At 64.1% G+C, this 18,717-nt stretch carries 21 protein-coding genes; 19 read left to right on the plus strand and 2 right to left on the minus strand.

Annotation, left to right across the window (positions count from 1 at the left end):
* Window position 1: 1 nt before the first annotated feature.
* From M2320_RS04085 to nusG, 19 genes are all read left to right on the plus strand, one after another.
* The gene (locus M2320_RS04085; protein ID WP_264596179.1) at window positions 2–568 is read left to right on the plus strand and encodes a HyaD/HybD family hydrogenase maturation endopeptidase; all 567 of its coding nucleotides are present in this window, start codon (window positions 2–4) and stop codon (window positions 566–568) included.
* A gap of 91 nt (window positions 569–659) precedes the next feature.
* On the plus strand, window positions 660–950 hold the full coding sequence (locus M2320_RS04090; protein WP_264596180.1) for a HypC/HybG/HupF family hydrogenase formation chaperone: 291 nt from the start codon (window positions 660–662) through the stop codon (window positions 948–950).
* Window positions 951–1,265: 315 nt separating this feature from the next.
* Window positions 1,266–1,694, plus strand: a complete 429-nt coding sequence (locus tag M2320_RS04095) for a hydrogenase accessory protein (protein ID WP_264596181.1) — start codon at window positions 1,266–1,268, stop codon at window positions 1,692–1,694.
* A gap of 21 nt (window positions 1,695–1,715) precedes the next feature.
* The gene (locus M2320_RS04100; RefSeq protein ID WP_264596182.1) at window positions 1,716–2,558 is read left to right on the plus strand and encodes a hydrogenase expression/formation protein; all 843 of its coding nucleotides are present in this window, start codon (window positions 1,716–1,718) and stop codon (window positions 2,556–2,558) included.
* Window positions 2,555–2,770 carry a rubredoxin gene (locus M2320_RS04105; protein WP_184429155.1) on the plus strand — a complete coding sequence of 72 codons (216 nt, stop codon included), beginning with the start codon at window positions 2,555–2,557 and terminating at the stop codon, window positions 2,768–2,770. Before M2320_RS04100 ends, M2320_RS04105 begins: the two co-directional genes overlap by 4 nt.
* On the plus strand, window positions 2,763–3,260 hold the full coding sequence (gene hybE, locus M2320_RS04110; protein WP_264596183.1) for a [NiFe]-hydrogenase assembly chaperone HybE: 498 nt from the start codon (window positions 2,763–2,765) through the stop codon (window positions 3,258–3,260). The genes M2320_RS04105 and hybE overlap by 8 nt, the downstream gene beginning before the upstream one ends.
* Window positions 3,257–4,240, plus strand: a complete 984-nt coding sequence (locus tag M2320_RS04115) for a nickel-dependent hydrogenase large subunit (protein ID WP_264596184.1) — start codon at window positions 3,257–3,259, stop codon at window positions 4,238–4,240. The genes hybE and M2320_RS04115 overlap by 4 nt, the downstream gene beginning before the upstream one ends.
* Window positions 4,233–4,574 (plus strand): hydrogenase maturation nickel metallochaperone HypA, encoded by a 342-nt coding sequence (gene hypA / locus M2320_RS04120; RefSeq protein ID WP_184429149.1) that lies wholly within the window; start codon window positions 4,233–4,235, stop codon window positions 4,572–4,574. The genes M2320_RS04115 and hypA overlap by 8 nt, the downstream gene beginning before the upstream one ends.
* Window positions 4,574–5,758, plus strand: coding sequence for a hydrogenase nickel incorporation protein HypB (gene hypB, locus M2320_RS04130; RefSeq protein WP_425540649.1), 1,185 nt, complete (start codon window positions 4,574–4,576; stop codon window positions 5,756–5,758). The genes hypA and hypB overlap by 1 nt, the downstream gene beginning before the upstream one ends.
* A complete protein-coding gene (gene hypF, locus M2320_RS04135) occupies window positions 5,758–7,980 on the plus strand; it encodes a carbamoyltransferase HypF (protein ID WP_264596187.1) in 2,223 nt (740 codons plus the stop codon). The genes hypB and hypF overlap by 1 nt, the downstream gene beginning before the upstream one ends.
* A gap of 119 nt (window positions 7,981–8,099) precedes the next feature.
* On the plus strand, window positions 8,100–8,327 hold the full coding sequence (locus M2320_RS04140) for a HypC/HybG/HupF family hydrogenase formation chaperone (protein WP_184429143.1): 228 nt from the start codon (window positions 8,100–8,102) through the stop codon (window positions 8,325–8,327).
* On the plus strand, window positions 8,324–9,466 hold the full coding sequence (gene hypD / locus M2320_RS04145) for a hydrogenase formation protein HypD (protein WP_264596188.1): 1,143 nt from the start codon (window positions 8,324–8,326) through the stop codon (window positions 9,464–9,466). The genes M2320_RS04140 and hypD overlap by 4 nt, the downstream gene beginning before the upstream one ends.
* A complete protein-coding gene (hypE, locus tag M2320_RS04150) occupies window positions 9,463–10,512 on the plus strand; it encodes a hydrogenase expression/formation protein HypE (RefSeq protein WP_264596189.1) in 1,050 nt (349 codons plus the stop codon). The genes hypD and hypE overlap by 4 nt, the downstream gene beginning before the upstream one ends.
* Before the next feature lie 13 nt (window positions 10,513–10,525).
* The gene (locus M2320_RS04155) at window positions 10,526–12,193 is read left to right on the plus strand and encodes a hydrogenase maturation protein (protein ID WP_264596190.1); all 1,668 of its coding nucleotides are present in this window, start codon (window positions 10,526–10,528) and stop codon (window positions 12,191–12,193) included.
* Complete coding sequence (locus M2320_RS04160) at window positions 12,190–13,626, plus strand: sigma-54-dependent transcriptional regulator (protein WP_184429136.1); 1,437 nt, start codon at window positions 12,190–12,192, stop codon at window positions 13,624–13,626. The genes M2320_RS04155 and M2320_RS04160 overlap by 4 nt, the downstream gene beginning before the upstream one ends.
* A complete protein-coding gene (locus M2320_RS04165; protein WP_264596191.1) occupies window positions 13,623–14,972 on the plus strand; it encodes a sensor histidine kinase in 1,350 nt (449 codons plus the stop codon). The genes M2320_RS04160 and M2320_RS04165 overlap by 4 nt, the downstream gene beginning before the upstream one ends.
* Window positions 14,973–15,089: 117 nt before the next feature.
* Complete coding sequence (locus M2320_RS04170) at window positions 15,090–15,773, plus strand: TerC family protein (protein WP_264596250.1); 684 nt, start codon at window positions 15,090–15,092, stop codon at window positions 15,771–15,773.
* Window positions 15,774–15,909: 136 nt separating this feature from the next.
* Window positions 15,910–16,101 carry a preprotein translocase subunit SecE gene (gene secE / locus M2320_RS04175; RefSeq protein WP_155445027.1) on the plus strand — a complete coding sequence of 64 codons (192 nt, stop codon included), beginning with the start codon at window positions 15,910–15,912 and terminating at the stop codon, window positions 16,099–16,101.
* A 24-nt stretch (window positions 16,102–16,125) separates the two neighbouring features.
* Complete coding sequence (nusG, locus tag M2320_RS04180) at window positions 16,126–16,656, plus strand: transcription termination/antitermination protein NusG (RefSeq protein WP_184429132.1); 531 nt, start codon at window positions 16,126–16,128, stop codon at window positions 16,654–16,656.
* A 228-nt stretch (window positions 16,657–16,884) separates the two neighbouring features.
* Here nusG and M2320_RS04185 read toward each other — a convergent pair whose 3' ends face one another.
* Together M2320_RS04185 and gltA are read right to left on the minus strand one after the other, a co-directional pair.
* Window positions 16,885–17,355, minus strand: coding sequence for a hypothetical protein (locus tag M2320_RS04185; protein ID WP_264596192.1), 471 nt, complete (start codon window positions 17,353–17,355; stop codon window positions 16,885–16,887).
* Window positions 17,355–18,644 (minus strand): citrate synthase, encoded by a 1,290-nt coding sequence (gene gltA / locus M2320_RS04190; RefSeq protein ID WP_184429128.1) that lies wholly within the window; start codon window positions 18,642–18,644, stop codon window positions 17,355–17,357. The genes M2320_RS04185 and gltA overlap by 1 nt, the downstream gene beginning before the upstream one ends.
* Window positions 18,645–18,717: the final 73 nt, after the last annotated feature.

The raw sequence follows: 18,717 nt of genomic DNA on the forward strand, positions 1-18,717 counted from the left end.
CATGGACAAGAAAATCCTCGTCCTCGGCATCGGCAACATCCTGTGGGCCGATGAAGGTTTTGGGGTCCGCGCGCTGGAGGTGTTTCACAGCCTCTATCGCGTCCCCGAAAACGTCAGCTTGCTGGACGGCGGCACGCAGGGCCTCTACCTCGTGCAGTTCGTCCAGGAGGCGGATCACCTGCTGGTCTTCGACGCCATCGATTACGGTTTGAAACCCGGAACGCTGAAAATCGTCGAGGGCGACGAGGTGCCGAAATTCACCGGCGCCAAGAAGATGAGCCTGCACCAGACCGGCTTTCAGGAAGTGCTGTCCGCCGCCGACCTCCTCGGCGACTATCCGGAAAAACTCGCCCTGATCGGCTGCCAGCCCGAGGATTTGGAGGACTGGGGCGGGCCGCTGACCCAGCCGGTGCGCGAGCAACTGGTGCATGCGGCGGAGGTCGCCGCGGCCATTCTCGAACAATGGGGCGCGCTGTGCGTGCGCCGCGCCCCGGGCGAACAGGTCGAGCCGCTGCTCGCCAACGACATCGACCACGCCAGCTACGAGCGGCCGATCGCCGCCGCGTGAGATAACCAAAGCTTGTCGGCCGCAACCTCCCCTGCGGCCGAACGGCGGCGCGGCGCGAATGCCGCGTCGCCCTTTTCAAAGGTCAGAAAAAATGTGTCTTGGCGTGCCGATGACGGTGATCGAAAGCGACGAAATCTCCGCGCTTTGCGCGCGCGGAGACGAGACGCGTCGCGTGTCGGTGCTGCTGGTCGGTCCGCAGCCGGTGGGCGCCAAGCTGCTGATCCACATCGACAGCGCCGTGCGCGTGCTCGATGACGAGGAAGCGGCGCTGATCGACCAGGCCCTGGTCGGCCTCGAAGCCGCGATGCGCGGTGATGATTTCGAAAGCGCCTTCGCCGATCTGATCAACCGCGAGCCGCAACTGCCGGAACATCTGCGCTGAACGGGAAGCAATCCGTCAAGTAAAGCCGCGAGTCTCGAGGCCGTCATTGCGAGCGGAGCGAAGCAATCCAGCCTTGCACGTGACGCATGATTGTCGCGCGCAACAATGACGCTGCTTCGTCGCTGCGACGAGTCCTGGATTGCTTCGCTCCGCTCGCACCGATGGCATGTGGGTCTGGAATAAACCTCAATCCATTTGATCTAGATCAAAATAATTTTCTCGTGCACAGCATTTATGCTGGAAAGATCGTTTCTCTTTCTGTAAGCTTCGTTTCCATAATGCCGCCGAATGGCGCAAGACACAAGGAAACGCTTCGTGGATCATCCCCTGCTCAAGGCGCTTGTCGAACGCCACGGTCTGCCCGTTGTCGATGACGCCTCCATCGACGCTTTTTTCGCCTCCAGCCCCCACGCCCTGCTGTTTTTCTCCGGCGCCGGCGCGCCGCGCCCCGAGACCTCGGATGTCGCGGTGCTGTTTCCCGAACTGCTCAAGGCGTTTTCCGGTTTTGTGCGCGGCGCGCTGGTCGCGCCGGAGGCCGAGGCGGCGCTGAAAACCCGTTTTCAGGTTTTTGTTTTCCCTTCCGTCGTCGTGACGCGCGACGGGCAGCCGGTCGCCGTGCTGCCCAAGATTTTGGATTGGTCGGACTATCGCGAAAAAATCGCCGAGGCGCTTGCGACCGATGCGCCGGTGCTGGTCGCGCCGCAAAGGCCCAAGACTGAATTCGCCCACGTCCATCGCGCATAGACCAGCGCCAGGGAGTTTGAGATGAAAGCCGGATTCTGGGTTGCGCCCGAAGGCGCCGAGGACACCATGACCATCCTCCCCATCGGGGTCGAGGAAGAGCGCAAGCCGATTTCGCTGCTGGCGACCGGCGAGGGCGCGGCTTTGGCGCAAGCCTGTCCGCGCGTGCGAAAAATGCTGCCGAACATCGTCGCGGCGCTGGAAAACCAGCGGGCCAACGCGCAGGGCCAATTGTTCGACCTCACCGAATTTTCCGACGACGAAAAGCGGCTGATCTCGGGCGCGATCGGCGAGGGCGAGGTCGGCGGCCTCGCGGCGACGCCCGATGGCGTGGTCGCGCAGATTCAAGAGGCCGTCATGGCCGGCCTGTGGCGGGTGCGCTTCACCGATGCGGATGGAAAACTGTTCGCCGACTATCTCGAAGTCTCCAGCATCCCCGAAATCGCCCGTCGCGCCGCGCTGGCCAATTGCCGCCCGCTGAAAATCGGGACGCCGCCGGACGGCGCCATGAACGTGATGCCGCTGTTGCAGGAAATTTCCGCGCGCTCGGAAGCCTGGAAGGAGGGCGATCCCACCCACACCATCACCTTTTCGCTGCTGCCGATGAACCCGGTGGACATGGACTTTTTGCAAGCTTCGCTCGGCCCGGGCTCGGTCAAGCTGGTCTCAAAAGGCTATGGCGCCTGCCGCGTCCACTCGACCGGCGTCAAGCATGTGTGGTCGGTGCAATATTTCAACGCCTCCGACGAGGTGGTGCTGGACACGCTGGAAATCGGCGCGCCGCCGTCCGCCGCCTGCGCCGCCGACGAGGATTTTGAGGACAGCGCCCATCGCCTGCGCGAGATCGAGGAGGCCTATTTTTCGTGAGCGCGTTCGAACAATTCGGCAAGCCGCAAAATCTCGCCGACGACGCGAAGATGGAATGCGGCGTGTGCTGGCATGTCTACGATCCCGCCGTCGGCGATCCCGTCTGGCAGATCGCGCCGGGCACGCCATTTTCCGCTTTGCCGGAAGACTGGCGCTGCCCCAATTGCGACGCCGTGCAAGAGCGTTTCCTGCGGCTCGACAAAGATGCGTGACGATCTGGAAGCCGCGGAGCTTGCGGCGCGGCTCGAAGAGCATTTTGAAGAGCTCTACGAGCGCTGCATGAAGGACATGCCGATCTGCAACCCGCATCTGCGGGTCGCCTGTATCGGCTTCCGGCCCTATGGCGATTTCAACCTCGGCATCGTGCTCACGCCCTGGTTCATGAATGTCTGCGCCTCGCCGCGGGCCGGCGCGCCCAAAGTCGAGGACCGGCCGGGGGCGACGCGCGGCCTGGCCCTGCCCACCGGCAATGTCGATTTTCTCGCGACCGATCTCGACGGTTTTGATCGCCTGCTGTTCGCCTCGCTGTTCTCGCCGATGGACGATTTCGCCGACCACGCGGCGGCGCAGGCGACGGCGGAAGCGGCGATGGACGCGCTGATGAAGCCGCCGGAGCCCGCGTCTCCGCCGTCCCCGCCGCCGAAAAAAGAACCGGTCGCCCTGGACCGCCGCGCCTTCTTCCGCCTGGGACGGCGCGCATGACGCCGCTGCGCATCCGCGTGCGTGCGCGCAAGGGAGAGGTCGAGCAGATCGAAATTCTTTCGCCGCGCGTCGACCCCTGCGCGGTTTTCGTCGGACTTTACCCTGAGGAGGCGGTCACGCTCGCGGGCCGGTTGTTCTCGCTCTGCCCGGTCGCGCAGGCGACCGCCGTGCGCGCCGCGACGGGGTTGCCGCCGCAGGAGGATGAGGCGGAAAAACTGCTCGCCGAGCGGCTCGGCGAAATGCTGCGCGCCAGCCTCCTCGATTGGCCCGGCGCGGCGCCGACGCACGCAGAGATCGCGGCTTTGCGCGACGCGCTCGCCCTGCTGCGCCGCCTTCCCGATGCCGCGAGCGCCGACGATCTGCGCGACGCCCTCGCGCGCTTTGGGCTCGGCACGAAGGATGGCTTTGTCGCCCGCCAGATGGCCGAAGCCATGGCGGATGAATTTTTCATGGGCCTGCGCCCGCGCCGCATCGAGCCGTTGATCGCCGAAGACGATCCGCTCATCGTGGATTTGCTCTGGGCGGACAAGACCTTCAGCCGCGCGCCGCGCATTGGCGAACGCCGCGCCGAAACCGGCGCCGCCGCCCGCGCCGGCATGGCCTCGGCGGCGCTGACGGCGCGTCTGGCGGCGCGCGAAACCGACATGATGGCGACGGGCAGGGTGCTGCAATGGCTGCTGAAAGGCGGCCCCTCGCTCGAAGACATTTGCACGCGCGGTGATGGTTATGCTGCGGTGGAGTCCGCGCGCGGCCGTCTGCTGCACGCCTGCAAGCTCGACGGCTCCGGGCGTATCTCCGACTACAGAATCATTGCGCCGACGGAATGGAATTTTCACCCCGACGGCCCCTTCGCGCGTCTGCTGATCGGCGCGAAGGTCGGCGAGGGTTTGGACGCGAAGCGTCGGGTCGAACGCCTCGCTTTCGTCTTCGATCCCTGCATCAAGGCCGAGGCCGAAATCCTGGAGTCGGTCGATGCATGAAATGTCGCTGACCGAGGGCGTCGTTGAAATCTTGGCCGAGGAAGGCCGCAAACAGGGTTTTCAAAAAGTGAAAACCGTGTGGCTGGAAATCGGCGAACTCTCCGGCGTCGAGCCGGAGGCCATGCTGTTCTGCTTCGATGTGGTCGCGCGCGGCACGCTCGCCGAGGGCGCGAAACTCGAAATCGTGAGGACGCCGGGCGCCGGCTGGTGCCTCGATTGTGCGAAAACCGTGGCGCTCGCCGAGCGCTTCGGCGAATGCCCGGAATGCGGTCAATATCACGTGCAGATGACGTCGGGCGACGAGATGCGCGTCAAGGAACTGGAGGTCGAGTGATGTGCACGGTTTGCGGATGCGGAACGGCCAGCGTCGAAGGCGAAAAGCACGAACACAAGCACAGTCACGCCCATAGTCACGCGCATGCGCATGGCGGGCAGGAGCACAGCCACGAACATAGCCATGAGCACGCTCATGGCCACGATCACAGCCACGACCATGATCATCATCATGATCATGGCCACGGTCATCATCATCACGACCACGACCACCACCACAATCAAGACGAAGCCCACGCCCACGCGCATGATGGCGAGCACGGCCACGACCATGCCCACGGCGACCACGCGCACGACCATCACCACGTCCACAGCCATGCGCACACGCATGGCGGCGTGACCCACGACCACGCGCACGAGCATCATCACGAGCACGGCCATGCCCACGCCCATGGTGAGGGCCACGACGATCATTCCGACAGCGTCGAGCACGCCCATTCCGGCGCGCATGACCATGACCACGACCACACCCATGATTATGGCGCGGGGATCGCCGGCGTCCATGTTCCCGGCCTGAGCCAGGACCGCATCGTTCAGATCGAGCGCGACATTTTGGGCAAGAACAATTCTTACGCCAACGCCAACCGCGCGGCGCTGGCGCAAAAGGGCGTGCTGGCGCTGAATTTCGTGTCGAGCCCCGGCTCCGGCAAAACCTCGCTGCTGGTGCGGACGATTTCGGACCTCAAGGACAAGTTCTCCATCGCGGTGATCGAGGGCGACCAGCAAACCTCCAACGACGCCGAGCGCATCCGCGCCACCGGCGCCAAGGCGTTGCAGGTCAATACCGGTAAAGGGTGTCATCTCGACGCGCATATGGTCGGCCACGCGCTTGAGCACCTGGACGTGGCGCAAAACTCGCTGCTGTTCATCGAGAACGTCGGCAATCTCGTCTGCCCCGCCGCTTTCGACCTCGGCGAGGCGCACAAGGTGGTGCTGCTGTCGACCACAGAGGGCGAGGACAAGCCGGCCAAATATCCCGACATGTTCGCCGCCGCCGACCTCATGATCCTCAACAAGTCGGACCTGCTGCCGCATCTCGATTTCGACGTCGGCGCCTGCCTCGCCCATGCGCTGCGCGTCAATCCGCGCCTGCAAACGCTGGTCGTCTCCGCGCGCACCGGAGAAGGGCTTGCGAGTTTTTATGCTTGGATCGAGGCGCGCGTGGCGCTGGCGCGAAAAGGATGATGCACCCCGCACGCCAGCACGAGGAGCACGTGACGCGCCTGCGTCTGCGCCTGCGGGGCGCGGTGCAGGGCGTGGGCATGCGCCCCTTCGTGCATGGGCTGGCGGTGCGGTTTGGTTTGACCGGTTTTGTCCGCAATGACGCCGAAGGCGTCTTGGTTGAGGTCGAAGGCTTTACCCAAAATTTCCTCGCAACATTGCGCGCGGAATTACCCCCGCTGGCGCGTCTCGACTCGCTTCATTTCGAGGAAATCGCGCCCCGCGGCGACGCCGGTTTTGTGATCGAGACCACGCGGCAGGGCAGGGCGCAAACCCGCATCCCCGCGGACGCCGCAACTTGCGAAAACTGCCTCGACGACCTCTTCAATCCGTCGAGCCGTTTTTATTATTATCCCTTCGTTAACTGTACGCATTGCGGCCCGCGCTACACGCTGACGAACACCCTTCCCTACGATCGCGCGCAGACGTCGATGGCGCGCTTTCCCATGTGCGAAGATTGCGCGCGCGACTATGCGGACCCGGCAAATCGTCGCTTCCACGCCGAACCCATCGCCTGCGCAAAATGCGGGCCAAGCCTGACTCATTCGCCTCAGGAAATCGTAGCGGCGTTGCGTGGCGGAAATATCGTCGAGCTCAAAGGCATTGGCGGCTTTCATCTGCTCTGCGACGCGCATAACGCGGGTGCGGTCGCGGAGCTGCGCCGCCGCAAGGACCGCGAAGCCAAACCGTTCGCGCTCATGCTGGCGAATGAAGCGTCGGCCAAATTGTTCGGCCAACCGACGCCGCAAGAACTGACGTTGCTGCGGTCGCCCGCGCATCCCATCGTCCTCATCGACTCCCTGAAAAATCTGCCCGAGGCGGTCGCGCCCGACATGGCGCGTCTCGGCGTGATGCTGGCCTATGCGCCGGTCCATCACCTGCTGTTTGACGCCGCAGGCGCGCGCCGCGGAATGGCCTGCGATTTCGCTTTGGTCGCGACCTCGGCCAATCCCGGCGGCGAGCCGCTGATCACCGACAATGACGAGGCGTTGCGAAAACTCGAAGGAATCGCCGACCTGATCGTCACCCATGACCGCGACATTGTCGTGCGCGCCGACGACAGCGTCATGCAGATCGTCGACGGCGCCCCCGCCTTCCTGCGCCGCGCGCGCGGCTTTGTCCCCGAACCCATCGACCTCGGCGAAGACGGCCCCGCCGTGCTCGCCTGCGGCGGCCATCTGAAAGCCACCCTCACGCTCACCCGAGGCCGCGAAGCTTTTGTGTGCCAGCACATCGGCGATCTCTCCGATGCCGAAACATTCCGCTTCTACGAAGAGAGCGCCGCGCATCTGCTGCGCCTGCTCGACGTGACGCCGGAAGCGCTCGCCTGCGACCTGCACCCGGATTATCTTTCGACCCGTTTCGCCGAAAATTTTGGCGCGCCTGTGCTGCGCTTCCAGCACCATGCGGCGCATGTGGCGGCGATCGGCGCGGAGCATGGCGATACCCAAATTTTCGGCGCGGCGCTCGACGGAACTGGCCTCGGCGACGACGGCGGCGTCTGGGGTGGCGAATTCTTGCGGCTCGACGGTCACGGCGGTTACGCCCGTCTCGGATCGCTCACCCCCCTGCCGCTTTGGGGCGGCGACCGCGCCGCCCGCGAGCCGTTGCGAATGGGCCTCGCGGCTTTTGCCGCGCTCGGCCGGCTTGATGAAGCGCCTGCCTTTTTCAGCGCAGCGCCCCAAGTGCCCCAAGCCGCGAAAATACTCGGCGCCAACCACCCGCAGACCACCAGCCTCGGGCGCCTGTTCGACGCCTGCGCCGCGCTGCTCGGTTTTCCGCAGAGACAGGATTTTGAAGGGCAGGCGGCGATGCGCCTCGAAGCCCTCGTCCGCCAGCCCGAAGCCCTGCGGGGCGGCCACATCTGGCGCGACCAAAAACTCGATTTCACGCCGCTGCTGGCGCATTTCATCGATTCGCGCCTCGACGCGCGCGAGGGCGCCGAACTGCTGCATGGAACTCTGATCGCCGGCCTCACGGAAGCCCTTTGCGGCCTCTCGCAGCCCGGCGAAAACATCGCGCTCGGCGGCGGCTGCCTGATGAATCGCATCCTGTCGGAAGGTCTCGCGCAAAACCTGCGCGACAACAATCGCGCGCCAATCCTGGCGCGCAAACTGCCGCCCAACGACGGCGGCCTGTCGCTCGGACAGGCCGCGCTGGCAAGGGCGGCGCTGATGAAGATGTAAGCGTGGGCTCATGGTTCGAGACGCGCCTGTGGCGCTTCTCACCGTGAGGGAGAGAGAAAAGGTTTGGTCGGCGCCGCCGCCGCGGCGCCCTCATCCAGCCGAGTTGAGGGAGAGTAAAAATGTGTCTCGCAATCCCCGTCCAGGTGACGGAACTGCTGGACGGCGACATGGCCAAGGTCAGTCTCGACGGCGTGCAAAAGGTGATCTCGCTGGCGCTGGTCGAGGACGTGCAGGTGGGTGACTACGTCATCCTTCACGTCGGCTATGCGCTCAACAAGCTCGACCCCGAGGAGGCGCAAAAGACGCTTGAACTTCTGGCGCAAGCCGGCGTGGGGGCGCCATCATGAAGTACGTCGACGAATATCGCGACGGCAAGCTCGCGCGCCAAATCGCCGCGACCATTACCGCCGAGGCGCGCGACAACCGCGACTATCGCTTCATGGAATTCTGCGGCGGCCACACCCACGCCATCGCCCGCTACGGCCTCGAGGATTTGCTGCCAAACAATGTGCGCATGATCCACGGCCCCGGCTGCCCCGTCTGCGTGCTGCCCGTGGGCCGCATGGACGACGCCATCAAACTGGCGCAGCGCCCCGACGTGACGCTGTGCACCTATGCCGACCTGATGCGCGTGCCGGGCTCGCAGGGCTTGAGCCTGATCAAGGCCAAGGCGGCGGGCGCCGACATCCGCATGGTTTATTCGACGCTCGACGCCCTGCGCATCGCGCAGGAAGAGCCGGACCGAAAAGTGGTGTTCTTCGCCATTGGCTTTGAAACCACAACGCCGCCGACCGCGCTCGCCATCGTCCAGGCGCAAAAGCTGGGCTTGAAAAACTTCTTCGTATTCTGCAATCACGTCCTCACCCCGGCGGCGATCCAGAATATTTTGGAAAGCCCCGACGTGCGCGATCTCGGCCTCGTCCGCATCGACGGATTCATCGGCCCCGCGCATGTCTCGACGGTGATCGGCACGCGCCCCTATGATTTCTTCGCCGAGGAATTCCAAAAGCCGGTGGTGGTCGCAGGCTTCGAGCCGCTCGACGTGATGCAGGCCATTCTGATGCTGGTGCGGCAGGTCAATGACGGACGCTGCGAGGTCGAGAACGAATATAGCCGCGCGGTGACGCCGGACGGCAACCTCAAGGCGCAGGACCTGGTCAGCAGCATTTTTGAACTGCGCGACATGTTCGAGTGGCGCGGCCTCGGCGACGTCCCGTATTCAGCCTTAAAACTGCGCGACGCTTACGCCGCCTTCGACGCCGAAAAGGTTTTTGATATCACCACGCAGCCGGCGCAGGACAATCCCGCCTGCGAATGCGGCGCGATCCTGCGCGGCGTGAAAAAAACCACGGATTGCAAGCTGTTCGGCACGGTGTGCACGCCGGAGACGCCGATGGGCTCGTGCATGGTGTCGTCCGAGGGCTCCTGCGCCGCCCATTGGACCTACGGTCGCTTCCGCGACGCAACGGAGAAACAAGCGTCATGAACGCCCCGCGCCTTCGCATCCGAAAACTCGACATCAAAAACGGTCGCGTCGATCTCTCCCATGGCTCGGGCGGCCGCGCCATGGCGCAACTGATCTCGGAAATTTTCGCCGAAAATTTCGCCAACGATTTGTTGGCCCAAGGCAACGACCAAGCGGTGTTTTCCGTCCCGCCCGGGCGCCTCGCCATGACCACCGACGGCTATGTTGTGTCGCCGCTGTTCTTCCCCGGCGGTAATATCGGCTCGCTCGCCGTGCATGGCACGGTGAACGATCTCGCCATGGCCGGCGCCAAGCCGTTGCACCTCTCGGCCAGTTTTATCCTCGAAGAAGGTTTTGCCCTCGCGGACCTCGAAAAGATCGCACAGAGCATGGGCGAGGCCGCGCGCGAGGCCGGCGTGCAAATCGTCACCGGCGACACCAAAGTCGTCGAGCGCGGCAAGGCCGATGGCGTGTTCATCTCCACCGCCGGCGTCGGCGTGGTTCCCGATGGCCTGGACCTGTCCGGCGACAATGCCCGCCCGGGCGACAAGATTCTGGTCTCCGGCACGCTCGGCGACCACGGCGTCGCCATCATGTCGAGCCGCGAAAATTTGCAGTTCGAGACGCAAATTCTGTCTGATTCCGCCGCGCTCAACGGGCTGGTGGCGGACATGGTCGCGGCTTGCGGCCCGCACCTGCGGCTGCTGCGCGATCCCACGCGCGGCGGCCTCGCCGCAACCCTCAACGAGATCGCGCACCAGTCGAACATCGGCGTGCGCATCCATGAAGATGACTTGCCGGTGAAGGCGGAAGTCGCGGCGGCCTGTGAATTTTTGGGGCTCGATCCGCTGCATGTCGCCAACGAGGGCAAGCTGATCGCTTTTGTCGCGGCGGAAGCGGCGGATGCGCTGCTGGCCGCGATGCGCGCGCATCCGCTCGGAAAAGACGCGGCGATCATCGGCGAGGCCGTCGAAGACGCGCATCATTTCGTCCAGATGCGCACCTCGTTCGGCGGAAGCCGGATCGTCGACTGGCTGTCCGGCGAACAGCTTCCGCGCATCTGCTGAGGCTTTTTTCGACATGCGTATCCTGCTGCTCTGCCATTCCTTCAACAGCCTGACGCAAAGGCTGTTCGTGGAGTTGCGCGAGCGCGGCGAGGAGGTCAGCGTCGAGTTCGACATTTCCGACGCGGTTTTGCGCGAGGCCGTGGACCTGTTCGAGCCCGATCTTGTCCTCGCGCCCTTCCTCAAACGGGCGATCCCCGAAGATGTTCTCGGGCGCGTCACGTGCTTGATCGTGCATCCCGGGCCACCGGGGGATCGCGGCCCCTCCGCGCTCGACTGGGCGATCCTGGAGGGTCGCGAACATTGGGGCGTGACCCTGCTCGAAGCCGCGCCGGAACTGGACGCCGGTCCGGTCTGGGCGACGCGCGCTTTCCCCATGCGCGCGGCGAGCAAGTCGAGCCATTACCGGCACGAGGTCACGCGCGGCGCGGTCGCATGCGTGATCGAGGCGCTGGAAAAATTTCGAAACGGCGAGCGCCCGCTGGCGCAGCCGGAGCTCACGCCGATGCGTCCCGCCTGTCCGCGCGCCTTGCGCCGCATTGATTGGGCGGCCGACGAGCTCGCCACTGTGCTGCGCAAAATCCGCTCGGCGGACGGGTCGCCGGGCGCGCCGGGCGTACTCGGCGGACGCGACTATCTGTTGTTCAACGCGGAACCTGCAGACGGTCTGCCCACCGCTGAACCCGGAACGCTGCTGGCGCGGCGCGGCGAGTCGGTCGCGGTAGCGGCGCGCGACGGCGCGGTGTGGGTCGGCCATTTGCGCGAGCCGGTTGCAGGCTCGCTCAAACTGCCGGCGGCGCACATGCTCGGCGACGCTTTCACTGCCCTGCCGGAAAAACCCCAAACACTCATCCGTTACGAGCAGGACGGCGACGTCGGTTTTCTGCATTTCGCTTTTCACAATGGCGCGATGAGCGCCGCGGATTGCCGCGCGTTTGAATCCGCAATTGTTTCCGCGCGCGATGCCAAAACCCGCGTGCTCGTGCTCACCGGCGGGCCGGACTACTGGTCGAATGGGCTGCATCTCGGCGTGATCGAGGCGGCGCAAAGCGCGGCCGAGGAATCCCTGCAAAATATCGAGGCGATGAACGATTGCGTGCGAGCCCTGCTCGACATTGACGACCGTCTCGTGGTCGCGGTGCTGCGCGGCAATGCCGGCGCCGGCGGCGTGTTTCTGGCGCTCGCCGCCGATGTCGTGATGATGCGCGAGGGCGTGATCCTCAACCCGCATTACAAGGACATGGGCAATCTTTACGGCTCGGAATACTGGACCTATCTGCTGCCTCGTCGCGTCGGGGTTGAAAAGGCGCGGCTGATCACCCAGAACCGGCTGCCGATGGGCGCCGCGCAAGCCGCGCGTCTCGGCCTCGCAGACATCATTTTGCCGGAGGCGCCGGAAGAGGCGGAAGCGGCATTGCGCGAAAACGTGCAATTCATTGCATCGGCGCCGGATTTTTCAGAACGCCTCGCCGCCAAGCAAGCGGCCCGCACAAAAGACGAGGCGACAAAGCCGCTGGAAAACTATCGCGCGGAAGAGCTGGAAAAGATGCGGCGCAATTTCTTCGGCTTCGATCCTTCCTATCATGTCGCCCGACACAATTTCATTCGCAAGGTGGCGAAATCGCGGACGCCGTTGCATCTGGCGCTGCATCGCTCCCTTCGCCCAAGGAGAGACATTGCATGACGTCCGGCGCCGTTCTCATCGTCGACGACGAATTGCGCTCGCAGGAATCGCTGAAGCGCGTGCTTTCGGAAGAGTTCGACGTGCTGCTCGCCAGCAATGCGCAGGAGGCCGAGGCCGTCCTCGCCGGCGACCTCGTCCAGGCCATCTTGTGCGACCAGCGCATGCCCGGCGAATCCGGCGTCGATTTCCTGCGCCGCGTCCGCGAGACCTGGCCCGATCCCGTGCGCATGATCATCTCGGGTTTTTCCGAATCCGAGGACATTATCGCCGGCGTCAACGAGGCCGGAATTTATCAATATATAACAAAACCCTGGCGCCCGGAAAAACTGCTCGAAACCGTGCGCGACGCCGTGCGTCTCTACCATTTGCAAAAGGGGCCCGGCGGCGGCGACGTCAAGCCCTCGCACGGAACCCTCAACCGCATGCTGTCGGACCGGCGGCTCGAACAGAAAAGAATGTTCGAGTTCGAGCGCATCGTCCATGACCCCCGGGGGCCCATGGTCGATACGCTGGCGCTGGCGCGCAAGGCGGCGGGCTACGACATTTCCGTGCTGATCACCGGCGCCTCCGGCGCCGGCAAAGAACTGCTCGCCCGCGCCATCCACTTCGGTTCGGCGCGCGGCGACAAGCCGTTTGTCGTCGAAAACTGCGGCGCGCTCCCCGACGAATTGTTGGAGAGCGAATTGTTCGGCTGCAAGAAGGGGGCCTATACCGGCGCCTACCAGGATCGCATCGGCCTGTTCGAACTCGCGGACGGCGGCACCATCTTTCTCGATGAAATCGGCGAGACCTCGCCGGCCTTCCAGGTTAAGCTCTTGCGCGTATTGCAGGAGCGCGAAATCCGTCCGCTCGGCGCGACGCGCTCGCGAAAGATCGACGTGCGCGTCATCTCCGCCACCAATCGCGACCTGGAAAGCGACGTGGAGGAGGGGCGTTTCCGCCGCGACCTTTTTTACCGTCTCAACGCATTTCCGCTGCACCTGCCGGCGCTTTCGGAGCGGCGCGGCGACATTCCGCTGATCGCCGAAAGCATTTTGGCCGAGGTCAACCGCGCATTCCGGCGGAAAATTCCGGGCTTCGCGCCGGAAACGCTTCGCCTGCTGCGCGCTTACGGGTGGCCGGGCAATGTGCGCGAACTCCACAACGAGATTCAGCGCATGGTGGTGATGGCGGAAGCCGATGCGCCGCTCGCCGCGCATCTGTTGTCGGCGCGGGTGGCGAGCGGCGATGTCCGCATCAACCTCAACGGCCACACCACGCTGAAGGACCAGGTGGAGGCGCTGGAGCGCGCCGCCATTTCGAGGACGCTCGCCGCCTGCTCCGGCAATATCAGCCATGCCGCGGAAAAGCTCGGCCTGTCGCGCGTCGGCCTGCGCGCCAAAATCGATCGCTACGATCTGCGAAAGGACGTCGCCTCGGGGTATGAGCAATGAGCCCGGATCGTCCGTCGCGCCCCGAAAACATTCTGGCGCTCGCGGGCGCCGGGGAGGATGGCGAACTCTCGGATGGCCAGGAATCCGTCTGGCAGGAGGTCGTCAAGCGCGTCGACGAGGTCTATTCCGACCTGCTGCGCTATGAATCCGACCTCGAAGCCAAAAACGCGGAGCTGGAGGAGGCGCAAAGCTTCATCTCCAGCGTCATCGCCTCGGTCTCCGACATTTTGGCGGTCTGCGACGCTGAAGGCAAAATCCTCCAGGCGAATCCGGCCTTCGTCACCCTGCTGGGCCGCAGCGAAGCCAAGCTGATCGGCGCGCCTCTGCCGGAGGTGATCGTCGAAGAGGACCGCGCCCTGGCGCGGCAGTTCTTGCATGCGGGCGCGCCTGCTGGCGATTGCGAATTGCGGTTTTCGACCGCGAGCGGTCCGACCGACGTCATGGCGATCAATTTTTCCAGTCGCTTCGATCACACCGGCCGCTGCGTCGGCGCCGTGCTCACGGGACGCCCGATCGGCGAATTGCGCCGCGCCTATCAGGCCTTGCACACGGCCCACCTCGATCTGCAGCACGTGCAGAAGAAGCTGATCGAACAGGAGAAGATGGCGAGCCTCGGCCGCCTCGTCGCTGGCGTCGCCCACGAGCTGAACAATCCCATCAGTTTTGTCTACGGCAACGTCCATGTGCTGGAGCGCTACCGCAAGAACCTGTCGAACTATTTCGCCGAGGCCGAAAAGCTGGAGGATGCGGCGGCGGCGGCGCTGCGAACCAAATACCGGATCGAACCGATCCTCGCCGATCTCACGCCGTTGATCGAGGGCACGCTGGAGGGCGCGCATCGCATCAGCGAAATCGTCAAGAACCTGCGCCGTCTCTCCTTCAACCGCGCCCATGAGGCGCAAAAGATCGACGTGGAGCGCATCGTCGCGGTGGCGGCGCAATGGGCGGCGCGGTCGAAGAAGAATCAGGCGCGCATCGGCGTCGATGTCGAATCCGGTCTCACCCTGTGGGGCAATGAGGGGCAGATTCACCAGATCGTCGTCAATCTCATCGACAATGCGCTCGACGCCGTGCGCGGGCGGGTCGACGGGGTGGTGAGCGTGCGCGCCCACGCCCTCGGCGGCGATGTGGAGATCGTTGTCGAGGACAATGGCGGCGGCATCCCCGAATCGGCCTTCGACAAAATGTTCGAGCCGTTCTTCACCACCAAGACCGTGGGCGAGGGGACGGGGTTGGGCTTGTGGATTTCCTATTCCATCGCCCGCGAGCACGGCGGCGACATTTTTGCCGTCAATCGCCCCGAAGGCGGCGCGGCCTTCACCTTGCGGCTGCCGGTCGGAGGGTAGTTGCGCCGCGGCGCGTTGATTGGGATAAAAGCGGCGCTCACCCAAGGACATCAAGTGGACCTTCTGCTCCCCTTCACCACCATAGGCGGCTGGATCAGCCTGCTGAGCCTTTCCGCCATGGAAATCGTGCTCGGCGTCGACAATCTCGTGTTCGTCGCGCTGGCGACCCAGGGGCTTCCCGAGGACAAGCGGGCGCGCGCGGCGCGGCTCGGCCTGGCGCTGGCCATCCTGTTCCGCCTGGGCCTGCTGTCGAGCATGTTCCTGCTGGCGCATCTCACCACGCCGCTGTTCACTGTGCTCGACCATGCGTTCAGCGGCCGCGACCTCGTGCTGGGGCTGGGCGGCCTGTTCCTGCTCTACAAGGGCACGCAGGAAATCCATGAGGAAATCGTCCCCGACGACCCGGAGGAGGGGACGACGCGCCCCGCCAAAAGTTTCGCCAAGGCCATTTTCCAGATCGCCATTCTCGACATCGTGTTTTCGCTCGACAGCGTGCTCACCGCCATCGGCATGGCCGACCATCTCGAAATCATGGTCGCGGCGGTGGTGCTCGCCATTCTGATGATGATGGTGGCGGCGGCGCCGCTCAGCCGCTTCATCAACGCCAATCCGACGGTGAAGATGCTGGCGCTGAGCTTTTTGCTGCTGATCGGCATGAGCCTGATGACGGAGGCGTTTGGCTATCACGTCCCCAAAGGGTTCATTTACGCGGCCATCGGCTTTTCCGTGCTGGTGGAGGCGCTCAACCAGTTCGCTCGTCGTGCGCGCCGCCGGGCCCGGGAGCGCCAGCCGCCGCAATAAGACGTCAATAAAGGCTTGGCGCGCGCGCGCGCATTCGCTATAAAGCCATGTGAGGCGCGCGACCGAGAGGTTCCGCGCCCACTTTTTTAGCCCGCGACCGCTTCACCGGCGGTCCGAATCCACAGTCGGAACCGTCATGGCAAATCCGTTCACTTTCCTCCAGGAAGTCCGCGCCGAAGCCGCCAAGGTGACCTGGCCCACGCGCCGCGAAACCATGATCACCACCGGCATGGTCGCGCTGATGGTCGTGCTGGCGTCGCTGTTCTTCCTTTCGGCCGACCAGCTCATCCGACTGTTCGTCGGCTTCATTCTCAGCTTCGGCCGCTGAGCAAGAATTTAACAGGAAACGTTCATGACCAAGCGCTGGTACATCGTCCACGCCTATTCGAACTTTGAGAAAAAGGTCGCCGAATCCATCCGTGAAGGCGCGGCGCAGCGCGGCTTGATCGAAAAATTCGATGAGATCCTGGTGCCGACCGAGCAGGTCGTCGAGGTCCGTCGCGGGCGCAAGTTCAACGCGGAGCGCAAGTTCTTCCCCGGCTATGTGCTGGTGAAATGCGACCTGTCGGATGAAGTGTTCCATCTGATCAAGAACACGCCCAAGGTCACCGGCTTTTTGGGACAGGACAACAAGCCGTTCCCGATTCCCGACCACGAGGCCGAGCGGATCAAGGGGCAGGTCGCCGAGGGCGTCGAGCGCCCGAAGACGTCGGTCAGCTTCGATGTCGGCGAAAAGGTGCGCGTCAACGACGGCCCGTTCGCGTCCTTCGAAGGCTTGGTGGAAGAAGTCGACGAGAGCCGTTCGCGCGTCAAAGTGGCGGTGTCGATTTTCGGCCGCGCCACCCCGGTCGAACTGGAATACGGCCAGGTCGACAAGCTCTGATCGACCGACCGGGCCTCGGTCCGGTCGCGCCGCCGGAAAAGCCACGCACCTCAATGTCGTCATGCCCGGGCCTGTCCCGGGCATCCACGCCGACCTGCGAGAGATCATTCTGTGAAAATTCGCCTTGCGGCGCCGCGTGGATGGCCGGGACAAGCCCGGCCATGACGGTGTGAGGATTTATCCGCCTGCGGTGGATGCTCGGGTGCGCATGGCGGGATTTCCGAACCCTCAGCGCGGGTTGAACACCGCCAGGGTAATCTTCCCAAACGTCTTCAGCGCGATCACCCGCGCTTGCCGCCCGGCCACCGGCACATTGTAGCGCAGATAGGGCGTGTTCGGGTTTTCATTGGCGGCGTAATGCTGCGCGGTCTCCCCAAGGCAGGAATCGAGCGTCGCCTTGAGATCGGCGAGATCGAGTTTTTCCGCCTGGCAGGCGTAGGAAATCTCCGCAATCTTCTTCTTGTCGATGATTTCGCAGGCGCCAAACAGCGGCGCGGACACGGTATAAGCCGCAACTCCGTCCTCGTCGCGCGCCACGGCGGCGCGCAGAGTCGAAAACCCGTCGGGCGCGGCGGCGATCACCGCCTTGAAGGCGGGACAATCAAAAGCCTTGTCGTTGAGCGTGTCGTCGGCCAATGCGGGACCGCCCCCGGCCTGAAACAGGACGGAGGCGGCGAAAGCGAGGGCAGAAAATTTCATCATCCGCGCGAGGCGATCTTCACATACTGGCGCTGCGGTTCGCCGGTGTAGAGCTGGCGCGGACGGCCGATCTTCTGGTGCGGGTCCTCGATCATTTCCTTCCACTGCGCGATCCAGCCGACGGTGCGGGCCAGCGCGAACAGCACGGTGAACATGGACACCGGGAAGCCCATCGCCTTGAGGGTGATGCCCGAATAGAAGTCGATGTTCGGATAGAGCTTCTTCTCGATGAAATACTCGTCGTGCAGCGCGATGCGCTCCAGCTCCACGGCGACGTCGAGCAGCGGATCGTCCTTGATGCCGAGTTCGCCCAAAACCTCGTGGCAGGTCTTGGCCATCAGTTTTGCGCGCGGGTCGTAGTTTTTATACACGCGGTGACCAAAACCCATCAGGCGGAACGGATCGTTCTTGTCCTTGGCCTTGGCGATGAATTTCGGAATGTTGTCGACATGGCCGATTTCGGTCAGCATCTTCAGCGCCGCCTCGTTGGCGCCGCCATGCGCGGGTCCCCACAGGCAGGCGATGCCGGCGGCGATACAGGCGAAGGGATTCGCGCCGGAGGAGCCGGCGAGACGCACGGTCGAGGTCGAGGCGTTCTGCTCGTGGTCGGCGTGCAGGATGAAGATGCGGTCGAGCGCGCGCGAAACGACCGGATTGACCTTGTATTCCTCGCAGGGCACGCCGAAGCACATCCGCAGGAAGTTCGAGGTGTAATCCAGGTCGTTCTTCGGGAACATGAAGGGCTGGCCGATATTGTACTTATAGGCCATGGCCGCGATGGTCGGGATTTTCGCGATGATGCGGACGGTCGCGACCTGACGCTGCACCGGATCGGTGATGTCGATGGAATCGTGATAGAAGGCCGAGAGCGCGCCGATGCACGCCACCATGACCGCCATCGGATGGGCGTCACGGCGGAAACCCTGGTAGAACCGGGCCATCTGCTCGTGCACCATGGTGTGGCGCGAAATGCGATAGTCGAATTCCGCCTTCTGCGCCGCGGTCGGCAGTTCGCCGTTCAGCAGCAGATAGCAGGTCTCAAGAAAATCGCCGCCTTCGGCAAGCTGTTCGATCGGATAGCCGCGATAGAGCAGCACGCCGGCGTCGCCGTCGATATAGGTGATTTTCGACTCGCAGGACGCCGTCGAGGTGAAGCCCGGATCGTAGGTGAACATTCCGGTCTGCGCGTAAAGCTTGCCGATATCGGCCACGGCCGGTCCCACCGACCCGTGCGAGACCGGCATGTCTACAACTTTGTCGCCGATCGTGAATTTTGCTGAATCGCCCATGACATCGCCCCTTTGCAGTCATCGAAGTCGCGTCTGCCGTTCGGGGAGCGCCCCGGGCGAGCCTTATTCCCCA

This window comes from Rhodoblastus acidophilus, from assembly GCF_025961575.1.
Lineage (GTDB): Bacteria > Pseudomonadota > Alphaproteobacteria > Rhizobiales > Beijerinckiaceae > Rhodoblastus > Rhodoblastus acidophilus_C.

Bases quoted from the DNA above. Each gene is read 5' to 3' on its own strand.
- M2320_RS04085 (WP_264596179.1), top strand. From the start codon at position 2: ATGGACAAGAAAATCCTCGTCCTCGGCATCGGCAACATCCTGTGGGCC.
- M2320_RS04090 (WP_264596180.1), top strand. From the start codon at position 660: ATGTGTCTTGGCGTGCCGATGACGGTGATCGAAAGCGACGAAATCTCC.
- M2320_RS04100 (WP_264596182.1), top strand. From the start codon at position 1,716: ATGAAAGCCGGATTCTGGGTTGCGCCCGAAGGCGCCGAGGACACCATG.
- hybE (WP_264596183.1), top strand. From the start codon at position 2,763: ATGCGTGACGATCTGGAAGCCGCGGAGCTTGCGGCGCGGCTCGAAGAG.
- M2320_RS04115 (WP_264596184.1), top strand. From the start codon at position 3,257: ATGACGCCGCTGCGCATCCGCGTGCGTGCGCGCAAGGGAGAGGTCGAG.
- hypA (WP_184429149.1), top strand. From the start codon at position 4,233: ATGCATGAAATGTCGCTGACCGAGGGCGTCGTTGAAATCTTGGCCGAG.
- hypB (WP_425540649.1), top strand. From the start codon at position 4,574: ATGTGCACGGTTTGCGGATGCGGAACGGCCAGCGTCGAAGGCGAAAAG.
- hypF (WP_264596187.1), top strand. From the start codon at position 5,758: ATGCACCCCGCACGCCAGCACGAGGAGCACGTGACGCGCCTGCGTCTG.
- M2320_RS04140 (WP_184429143.1), top strand. From the start codon at position 8,100: ATGTGTCTCGCAATCCCCGTCCAGGTGACGGAACTGCTGGACGGCGAC.
- hypD (WP_264596188.1), top strand. From the start codon at position 8,324: ATGAAGTACGTCGACGAATATCGCGACGGCAAGCTCGCGCGCCAAATC.
- hypE (WP_264596189.1), top strand. From the start codon at position 9,463: ATGAACGCCCCGCGCCTTCGCATCCGAAAACTCGACATCAAAAACGGT.
- M2320_RS04155 (WP_264596190.1), top strand. From the start codon at position 10,526: ATGCGTATCCTGCTGCTCTGCCATTCCTTCAACAGCCTGACGCAAAGG.
- M2320_RS04160 (WP_184429136.1), top strand. From the start codon at position 12,190: ATGACGTCCGGCGCCGTTCTCATCGTCGACGACGAATTGCGCTCGCAG.
- M2320_RS04165 (WP_264596191.1), top strand. From the start codon at position 13,623: ATGAGCCCGGATCGTCCGTCGCGCCCCGAAAACATTCTGGCGCTCGCG.
- M2320_RS04170 (WP_264596250.1), top strand. From the start codon at position 15,090: ATGGAAATCGTGCTCGGCGTCGACAATCTCGTGTTCGTCGCGCTGGCG.
- secE (WP_155445027.1), top strand. From the start codon at position 15,910: ATGGCAAATCCGTTCACTTTCCTCCAGGAAGTCCGCGCCGAAGCCGCC.
- nusG (WP_184429132.1), top strand. From the start codon at position 16,126: ATGACCAAGCGCTGGTACATCGTCCACGCCTATTCGAACTTTGAGAAA.
- M2320_RS04185 (WP_264596192.1), bottom strand. From the start codon at position 17,355: ATGAAATTTTCTGCCCTCGCTTTCGCCGCCTCCGTCCTGTTTCAGGCC.
- gltA (WP_184429128.1), bottom strand. From the start codon at position 18,644: ATGGGCGATTCAGCAAAATTCACGATCGGCGACAAAGTTGTAGACATG.